The 9,235-nt window shown below is 77.4% G+C and carries 1 protein-coding gene; it reads right to left on the bottom strand.

All coding sequences use genetic code 11. The features are described from left to right. Positions 1-8: 8 nt before the first annotated feature. A complete protein-coding gene (locus tag ABT118_RS29025) occupies positions 9-9,233 on the bottom strand; it encodes a type I polyketide synthase (RefSeq protein WP_350675245.1) in 9,225 nt (3,074 codons plus the stop codon). Between the last annotated feature and the right edge of the window lie 2 nt (positions 9,234-9,235).

Genomic DNA, 9,235 nt, shown 5'->3' with positions numbered 1-9,235 from the left:
TGCGCCTCTCAGGAAATTCCGAGCTCGTTGTCGATGAAGTCGAAGATGTCGTCGTTGCTGACTTCGCTGATGCGGTCGGCCAGGCCGTCGTCCGGGGCCGCCGGGGCGCCGCCGAGGGTGGCCAGCAGGGCGGCCAGCCTGCCGGCGGCGTCGGCCCGGTGGTCCGCGCCGAGGGCGGCCAGGGCGTGCTCCAGCCGGTCGAACTCGGCTTCCAGGTCGACCTGTTCGGACCTGGGGGCCGCCTCGGCGGGCGCCAGGCGCTCGCGCAGGTGGGCGGCCAGGGCGACCGGGGTCGGGTGGTCGAAGACGGCCGTGGTGGGCAGGCGCAGGCCGGTGGCGGCGTTGATCCGGTTCCGCAGCTCGATCACGCCGAGCGAGTCGAAGCCGACGTCCATGAAGCCGCTGAGCGGGCCGATCGCCTCCGGGCCCGGGTGTCCGAGCACGGCGGCGGCGGTGGAGCGGACCAGTGCGAGCAGGATCCGCTCCTGCTCGCCGGCCGCCCGGCCCGCCAACTGCCCGGCCAGTGCGTTCGCGTCGCTGCTTCCGGCCGGTCGCGGCCGGTGCCGGGCCAGACCCCGCAGGACCGGCGCCAGCCGGTCGGCCGGTACGGCGGCGGTGTCGATCCGGGCCGCCGCCAGCGCGGCGTACGGGGTGCCGAGCCCGCCCACGGCGGCGTCGAACAGGGCCAGGCCCTGCTCGTCCGTCATCGGCGCCAGGCCGGTGGCGGCCAGCCGCTCGCTCTCCGCCGCGCCGAGCCCGGCCGCCATGCCGCCGGCCTCGGCCCAGACGCCCCAGGCGAGCGAGACGGCGGGCAGGCCGCGCACCCGGCGGTGCTGCGCGATCGCGTCCAACTGGGCGTTCGCGGCACCGTAGTTGGCCTGCCCGGCGTTGCCGAGCAGGGCGACGGCGGAGGAGAAGAGCACGAACGCCGACAGCTCCAGCTGCTCGGTGGCGCGGTGCAGGTGCCAGGCGCCGTCCGCCTTGGGCCGGGCCACCGCGTGCAGCCGCTCGGGGGTGAGCGAGGTCAGCACGGTGTCGTCCAGCACACCGGCGGTGTGCACCACGGCGGTCAGCGGGTGCGCCGCCGGGACGGCGGCGACCAGGGCGGCGACCGCCACCGGGTCGCCGATGTCGGCGGCGGTGACGGTGGCCGCGGCACCGAGCCGGGCCAGCTCGGCCAGCAGCTCGGGCGCGCCGGGGGCGTTGACGCCCTGACGGCTCGCCAGCAGCAGGTGGCGGACGCCGTGGTGGGTGACCAGCCGCCGGGCCACCAGGGCGCCGAGCGCTCCGGTACCACCGGTGACCAGCACCGTGCCGCCCGCGGCCGGCGGCCTCGGCAGGGTCAGCGCCAGCTTGCCGGTGTGCCGGGCCTGGCTGAGCCGGCGCACCGCCTGCGGAGCCTGCCGGACGTCCTGCGCCAGCACCGGAAGGGGCGTCAGCTCGCCTGCGGCGAACAGGACCTCCAGCCGGGCCAGGATCTCCGCGATCCGGTCCGGGTCCACGTCGAACAGGTCGAAGGCCAGGTAGGCGGCCCCGCCGTGCTCGGTGGCCACGGTGGCCGGGTCGCGCTGGTCGGTCTTGCCCATCTCCACGAACCGCCCGCCGGGGGCGAGCAGCCGCAGCGAGGCGTCGGTGAACTCCCCCGCGAGGGCGTTGAGCACCACGTCGACGCCGCGCCCCCCGGTGGCGGAGCGGAACCGCGGCTCGAAGTCGAGCGTGCGGCTGGAGGCGATCCGGTCCTCCGTCAGCCCGAGGCCGCGCAGCACCTCCCACTTGGCGGGGCCGGCCGTTCCGTGCACCACCGAGCCGCCCTGGCGGGCGAGTTGGACGGCGGCCTGACCGACACCGCCGGTGGCGGCGTGCACCAGGACGCTCTCGCCGGGCTTGAGCCCGGCCAGTCCGTAGAGCCCGTGGTGCGCGGTGAGGAACGCGACCGGGACGGTGGCCGCCTCGGCGTCGCTCCACCGGTCCGGCACCTTGACCAGCAGCCGGCGGTCGGTGACCGCGACCGGCCCGAGGGTGCCCTGCACCAGTCCGGCCACCCGGTCACCGACGGCCAGCCCGGTCACGCCCGGGCCGGTCTCCAGTACGATGCCCGCCGCCTCGGCGCCGATCCGGGCACCGCCCGGGTACATGCCGAGGGTGATCAGTACGTCGCGGAAGTTCAGCCCGGCGGCGCGGACGGCGAGGCGCACCTCGCCCGGGGCGAGCGGGCGCTCCGCCTCGGGGGCGGGCAGCAGCGCCAGGCTCTCCAGGCTGCCGGGGTCGGCGGTGTCCAGCCGCCAGGGGCCGTCCGGGGCCGCCAGGGTGTCGGCGGGGCGGACCCTGACCAGCCGGGGCACCAGGATCTCCCCCGCCCGGACGGCCAGTTGGGGCTCCTCCCCGGCCAGGGCGAGGGCAGCGGGGAGGGCGTCGGCCGAGGCCGGGGCGCCGTCCAGGTCGAGCAGGGCGAACCGGCCGGGCTGCTCGGCCTGCGCGGTGCGGACCAGGCCCCAGACGGCGGCGACGGCCGGGTTCGGCACGTCCTCGCCGGGGTGGGTGGCCACGGCCCGCTCGGTGGCCAGGGCGAGCGTGCCGCCCTCGCCCGCGAGCCAGGCCTGGATCAGTCCGAGCGCCTGCTCGGCGTCCGCCACCCGGGCCAGCGCGTGCTGCCCGGGCGCCGCCTCGACCACGGCGGCCGACGCCGGCCGGCCGGTGTCCAGCACGGCCCAGCCCTCGGGGACGGCCCGGCCGATCGTCAGCAGGTTGCTGCTGTCGGCGTCCGCCGGGAGCGGCAGCCAGTCCAGGCGGTACAGCGAGTCGGCTCCCGCCGTGGCGGCCGCCCGCAGGGTGAGGGCGCCGACGGTGGCGACCGGCAGGCCGGCTCCGTCGGTGACGGCCAGCGCGACGGTGTCCGGGGCGGTGGGGGTGATCCGGGCCCGCAGGGCGGTCGCGCCGGGGCGGTGGACCGTCACCTCCCGCCAGGCGAACGGCAGTACGGTCCGCTCGGCGTCCTGGACCACCGCGTGCAGCACGGCGTCCAGCAGGGCCGGGTGCAGTGCGTAGTCCCCGCCGTCCGCCGCCGGGGCGATCTCGGCGTACAGCTCCTCACCGTGCCGCCAGGCGGCGGTCAGCCCCTGGAAGGCGGGGCCGTAGTGGTAGCCCTGCTCGGCCAGCCGTCCGTACAGGCCGTCGAGGTCCACGGCCTGCGCGCCCGGCGGCGGCCACTCGGCCGGCTCGAAGGCCGCGGCCGCGAGCGGCGCCAGCGTCCCGGCGGCGTGCCGGGTCCACTCCGGCTCGCCGTCCTCGGCCTGGGACCGGATCTGCACCGGGCGCCGCCCCTCGGCCTCCGCGGCGCCGACCACCACCTGCAGCCGGACGCCGCCGCGCGCCGGCAGCGCCAGCGGCGCCTCCAGGTCGAGCGACTCCACCGCGCCCGCGCCGGCTCGCACGGCGGCCTGCGCGGCCAGCTCCAGGAAGGCGGTGCCGGGCAGCAGCACCGAGCCGCCGACGGCGTGCCCGGCCAGCCAGGGGTGGGTCCGCAGCGAGATCCGGCCGGTCAGCAACCAGCCCTCGCCGTCCGGGAGTTCGGTGGCACCGGAGAGCAGCGGGTGCCCGGTCGCGGCCAGGCCGCCCGCACCCGCCCCGGCCGTTCCGGCCGCCTGCTCCAGCCAGTACCGCCGCCGCTCGAAGGGGTAGGTCGGCAGGTCGACCCGGGGGGCCGGGCCGGGGAAGGCCGGCTGCCAGTCCACGGCCACGCCGTGCACGTGCAGCCGGGCCAGCGCCTCGGTCAGGGTCTCCCGCTCGGGCCGGCCCGCCCGCAGCACCGCCGCCAGGGCGCGCGGCGTCCCGGCCACGGTGTCCAGGCTCTCCTCGGCCAGGGCCGTGAGCACCGGCCCGGGGCCCAGCTCCAGGAAGGCGGTGACCCCGAGGCCGGCCAGCGCCAGCACGCCGTCGTGGAAGCGGACCGCCTCGCGGATGTGCCGCACCCAGTACTCGGGATCGGTCAACTCCCCTGCACTGACCGGCGCTCCGGTCAGGTTGGAGATCACCGACAGCTGCGGCTCGGCGTAGGTCAGCCGCTCCGCCACCGCCCGGAAGTCCGCCAGTACGGCGTCCATCTGCGGGGAGTGGAAGGCCCGGCCGACGGTGAGCAGCTTGGTCCGCCGCCCCTGCGCCCGCCAGCGCTCGGCCAGCCGCCGCACCTCGTCGCCGTCGCCGGAGACCACCACCGAGCGCGGCCCGTTGACGGCCGCGACCGACACCCCGGCGCCCAGCTCGGGCAGCACCTCGGCCTCCTCGGCCTGGACGGCGGCCATCGCACCGCCGGCCGGCAGCGCCTCCATCAGCCGTCCGCGGGCGGCCACCAGCGTCACCGCGTCCGCCAGCGAGAACACCCCGGCGAGGTGGGCGGCACTCAACTCGCCCACGGAGTGGCCGATCAGGTGGTCCGCCCGCACCCCGTACGCCTGCGCCAGGCGGTGCAGCGCGACGTGCAGGGTGAACAGCGCGGGCTGGGTGTAGGCGGTGGTGTCCAGCAGCGCGGCCTCCGCGCTGCCCGCCTCGGCGAACAGCACCTGCTTCAGCGGCAGCTCCAGCTCGGCGTCGAACAGCGCGGCGATCTCGTCCACCGCCGCCGCGAACACCGGCTCCTGTCCGTACAGTTCACGCCCGGCCCCGGCCCGCTGGCTGCCCTGGCCGGAGAACAGGAAGGCCGTTCCGGCCCCCCGCGCCACCGTGCCGCGCAGGACCTCGGACACCTCCCGGCCTTCGGCGAGCGCCCGCAGGCCCTCGGCCCGGTCGCCGAGCACGGCGGCCCGGTGCTCGAAGTGGGTGCGGCCGGTGGCCAGCGCCTGCGCCAGCCCGGACTCCGCTGCGGCGTCAAGCAGTTGAGCGGCCTGGGCCCGCAGGGCGGGCTCGCTCCGGGCGGACAGCAGCAGCGGCCCGTGCTCCGCCGGCGCGGCGGCGGGCTGCTCCTCCGCCGGGGGTGCCTCCAGGATCAGGTGGGCGTTGGTGCCGCTGATGCCGAAGGAGGAGACGGCGGCCCGGCGCGGCCGGCCGGTCTCCGGCCAGGCGGTGGTCCCGCCCGGCAGCCGGACCGTGCCCGCGCTCCAGTCCACGTGCGGGGTGGGCGCGTCCAGGTGCAGGGTGCCGGGCAGTTCGCCGTGCTGGAACGCCTGCACCAGCTTGATCACGCCGGTGACCCCGGCCGCGGCCTGGGTGTGGCCGATGTTGGACTTCAACGAGCCGAGCAGCAGCGGCTGCTGACGCTCCCGGCCGTAGGTGGCGATCACGGCCTGGGCCTCGATCGGGTCGCCGAGCGCGGTGCCGGTGCCGTGCGCCTCGACCGCGTCCACCTCGTGCGGGGCCAGCCCGGCCTGGGCCAGCGCCTGCCGGATCACCCGCTCCTGGGCCGGCCCGTTGGGGGCGGTCAGGCCGTTGGACGCACCGTCCTGGTTGACCGCGCTGCCGCGCAGCACCGCCAGCACCCGGTGCCCGTTGCGCCGGGCGTCCGAGAGCCGCTCCAGCAGCACCAGTCCGACGCCCTCCGCCCAGGCGGTGCCGTCCGCGCCGCGCGCGAAGGGCTTGCAGCGCCCGTCGGCGGCCAGGCCGCGCTGGCGGCTGAACTCGGTGAACATCCCCGGTGCGGACATCACCGTCACCCCGCCGGCCAGGGCCAGGTCGCTCTCCCCGGAGCGCAGCGACTGCGCGGCCAGGTGGATCGCCACCAGGGAGGAGGAGCAGGCGGTGTCGACGGTGATGGCCGGGCCCTCCAGGCCCAGTGCGTACGCCAGCCGCCCGCTGGCGACCGAGCCGAGCGTGCCGGTCAGCGCGTGGCCCTCGTAGCCGCTCGGGGTCTCGTGCAGGCGCGGCCCGTACTCCTGCTGCATGGCGCCGACGAAGACGCCGGTGCGGCTGCCGCGCAGGTCGGCCGGGACGATCCCGGCCCGCTCGGTCAACTCCCAGGCGCTCTCCAGCAGCAGGCGCTGCTGCGGGTCCATCGCGGCGGCCTCGCGCGGGGCCAGGCCGAAGAAGGCGCCGTCGAAGGTGTCGGCGTCGTGCAGGAAGCCGCCCTGCCGGGTGTACGAGCTGCCCGGGCGTTCGCCGTCCGGGTCGTAGAGCGCCTCCAGGTCCCAGCCCCGGTTCTGCGGGAACGGACCGATCGCGTCCCGGCCGTCCCGCAGCAGCTCCCAGAGCTGCTCGGGGGTGTCGGCCCCGCCGGGCCACCGCCCGCTGAGCGCCACCACGACCACGGGGTCGTCAGCAGCGTTGCCGGGCACGGTGGTCGACGCCTGGTCGGGCTCGTCCGCACCGGCCAGGTAGGCGGCGACCGCGCTCGGGGTGGGACGGTCGTAGGTCAGGGTGGCGGGCAGGCTCAGACCGGTGGCACCGGCCAGCCGGTCGCGGAACTCCACCGCGGCGACGGAGTCGAAGCCCAGCTCCTTGAAGGTGTGCGCCGGGTCGACGGCCTCCGGGCCGCGCTGGCCGAGCACCAGGGCGGCGGCCGCGCGGACGGCGGCCAGCGCCTCCCCCTCGGTCAGCCCGCCCGGTGCGGCCGCCGCCTCCGACTCGTGCTCCGCGGCCGCCCGTTCGGGCAGCGGGGCGGTGGCACCGTCGAGCCAGAGGTGCCGGCGCTGGAAGGCGTAGGTCGGCAGGGCCACCTGCCCGCCGCCCGGCCCGTACAGCGTGGCCCAGTCCACCGATCCGCCCCGGACCTGGAGTTCGGCCAGCGAGCTGCGGAACTGCTGCAGGCCGCCGTGGTCGCGGCGCAGCGTGCCGGTGACGGCGGCGCCGCTCTCCTCCGTGGTCTGGCCCAGGCCGAGGGTGAGCACGGGGTGGGCGCTGCTCTCCACGAAGCTGCGGTGGCCGTCGGCCAGCGCGGCCCGGACCGCCTGCTCCAACTGCACGGTGGAGCGCAGGTTCCGGTACCAGTACGCGGCGGTCAGCTCCGCGCCGTCGAGCAGGCCCCCGGTGACGGTGGAGTAGAAGGCGGTGTCGGTGCTGCGCGGGCGGATCGCGGCCAGCAGCTGCGGCAGGCGCTCGCTCAGCGGCTCCACCTGCGGGGAGTGCGAGGCGTAGTCCACCGGCACCAGCCGGGCCCGGACCTCGCGCTCCCGGTAGCGCTCCACCAGCTCCGCGACCGCCTCGCGGTCGCCCGAGACCACGGTGGAGGCCGGGCCGTTGACGGCGGCGACGCTGATCCTCCCGTCCCAGGAGGCCAGTTCGGCACCCACCTCGGCGGCGGGCAGCGGCACCGCCGCCATCGCGCCCTGCCCACTGGTGCCGAGCCCGGCGATCGCCTGCGAACGGAGCGCGACCACGGCGGCGGCGTCCGCCAGCGAGAGCGCCCCGGCGGCGTACGCGGCGGCGATCTCGCCCTGCGAGTGGCCGATCACCGCGTCCGGGCGGACGCCCGAGGCGCGCCAGAGGGCGGCCAGGGCGACGTTCACGGCGAACAGTGCGGGCTGCACCACGTCCACCCGCTCCAGGTCCGCCGCGCCCTCCTCGCCGCGCAGCACCGCCGTCAGCGACCAGTCCACGTACGGGGCCAGCGCCTGCTCCACGGCGGCGATCTCGGCGGCGAACGCAGGTGCGGTGTCCAGCAGTTCCCGGGCCATGCCGTCCCACTGGGAGCCCTGGCCGGGGAAGACCAGCACGGTGCCGCCGCCCCGGTGGGCCCGGCCCTGGACCAGTCCGGCGGCCTGCTCGCCGTGCTCCAGCGCCCGCAGCGCCTCGACCAGTTCGGCCCGGTCGGCGCCGCTGACCACGGCCCGGTGCTCGAACCGGCTGCGGGTGGTGGCCAGCGCCCGGCCGACCGCACCGGGGTGCGGGCCGTCCGGCTGCTCGGCGAACTCCCGCAGCTGCGCGGCCTGCTGACGCAGCGCCTGGGCGGAGCGGGCGGAGAGCGGCCAGAAGCCCCGGCCGTCGCCGGTCGGGGCCGCGTCCGCCCGGACGGGTGCGGCGCCGAGCACCACGTGCGCGTTGGTGCCGCCGACGCCGAACGAGCTGACCCCGGCCAGCGGCGCCGCCTCCGGCCAGGCCCGGGCCTCGGCGGCCACGGCCAGGCCGAGCCGCTCGAACGCGATGTCCGGGTTGGGGGTGGCGAAGTTGAGGCTGGCGGGGACGGTCCGGTGATGCACCGCGAGCACCGTCTTGAGCAGGCCGACGATCCCGGCCGCACCCTCCAGGTGGCCGACGTTGGTCTTGGCGGAGCCGACCAGCAGCGGCGCGTCGGCCGGCCGGTCGGCGCCGAGGGCCGCGCCGAGCCCGGCCGCCTCGATCGGGTCGCCGACCCGGGTGCCGGTGCCGTGCAGCTCGACGTAGCCGATCCGCTCGGGTGCCGCGCCCGCCCGCCGCAGCGCCCGGCGGACCACCTCGGCCTGGGCGGCCGCGCTGGGCACGGTCAGGCCGTCGGTGGCGCCGTCGCTGTTCACGGCGGTGCCGTGCAGCACCGCGTAGACCCGGTCGCCGTCGGAGAGCGCCCGCACCAGGGGCTTGAGCACCAGCAGCACCCCGCCCTCGCCGCGCGCGTAGCCGTTCGCCCGGGCGTCGAAGGTGAAGCAGCGGTCGTCCGGGGAGAGTGCGCCGAAGCGCTCGACGGTGAGGGTGGAGTCCGGCGCCAGGTTGAGGTTCACCCCGGCGGCGAGCGCGTACTCCGACTCGCCGCTCCGCAGGCTCTCCACCGCGAGGTGGACCGCCACCAGTGAGGAGGACTGCGCGGTGTCGACGGTAAGGCTCGGGCCGCGCAGGTCGAGGGTGTAGGAGACCCGGTTGGCGATCACGCCCTTGTTCAGGCCGGTCAGGGTGTGCCGCGAGACGCTGCCGGTGCGGGCGGCCAGCGCCGCGTAGTCGGCACCGATCGCTCCGACGAAGACCCCGGTCCGGGAGCCGCCGAGGGCGGCGGGCAGCACACCCGCGTCCTCCAGTGCCTCCCAGGCGAGTTCGAGCACCAGCCGCTGCTGCGGGTCGGCGGCGGTCGCCTCGGCCGGCGAGATTCCGAAGAACTCCGGGTCGAAGGTGCCGACCTCGTCCAGGTAGCCGCCCGCCCGGGGCTGCTCCCCCGCCGCGAACCGCCCCGGCGGGTACACCCCGACGGCGCTCCCCCCGGACTCCAGCAGCCGCCAGAAGGCGGCCGGGCTCGCCGCCCCCGGCAGCCGGCAGGCGGCACCCACCACGGCCACCGCGTCGGGTGAGGCGGTGTCGGGCACTGCACCGTCGGGTGCGGAGGGGTCGAACAGGTCCGGGCGAGGCATGG

Origin of the sequence: Kitasatospora sp. NPDC002040 (genome assembly GCF_040296785.1) — a bacterium.
Classification (GTDB): domain Bacteria; phylum Actinomycetota; class Actinomycetes; order Streptomycetales; family Streptomycetaceae; genus Kitasatospora.
Note: the sequence above shows the minus strand (reverse complement) of the source record. Positions and strands in the feature narration are given on the sequence as shown.

Excerpts from the sequence above, each read along its gene's own strand:
- ABT118_RS29025 (WP_350675245.1), bottom strand. The coding sequence starts at position 9,233 with ATGCCTCGCCCGGACCTGTTCGACCCCTCCGCACCCGACGGTGCAGTG.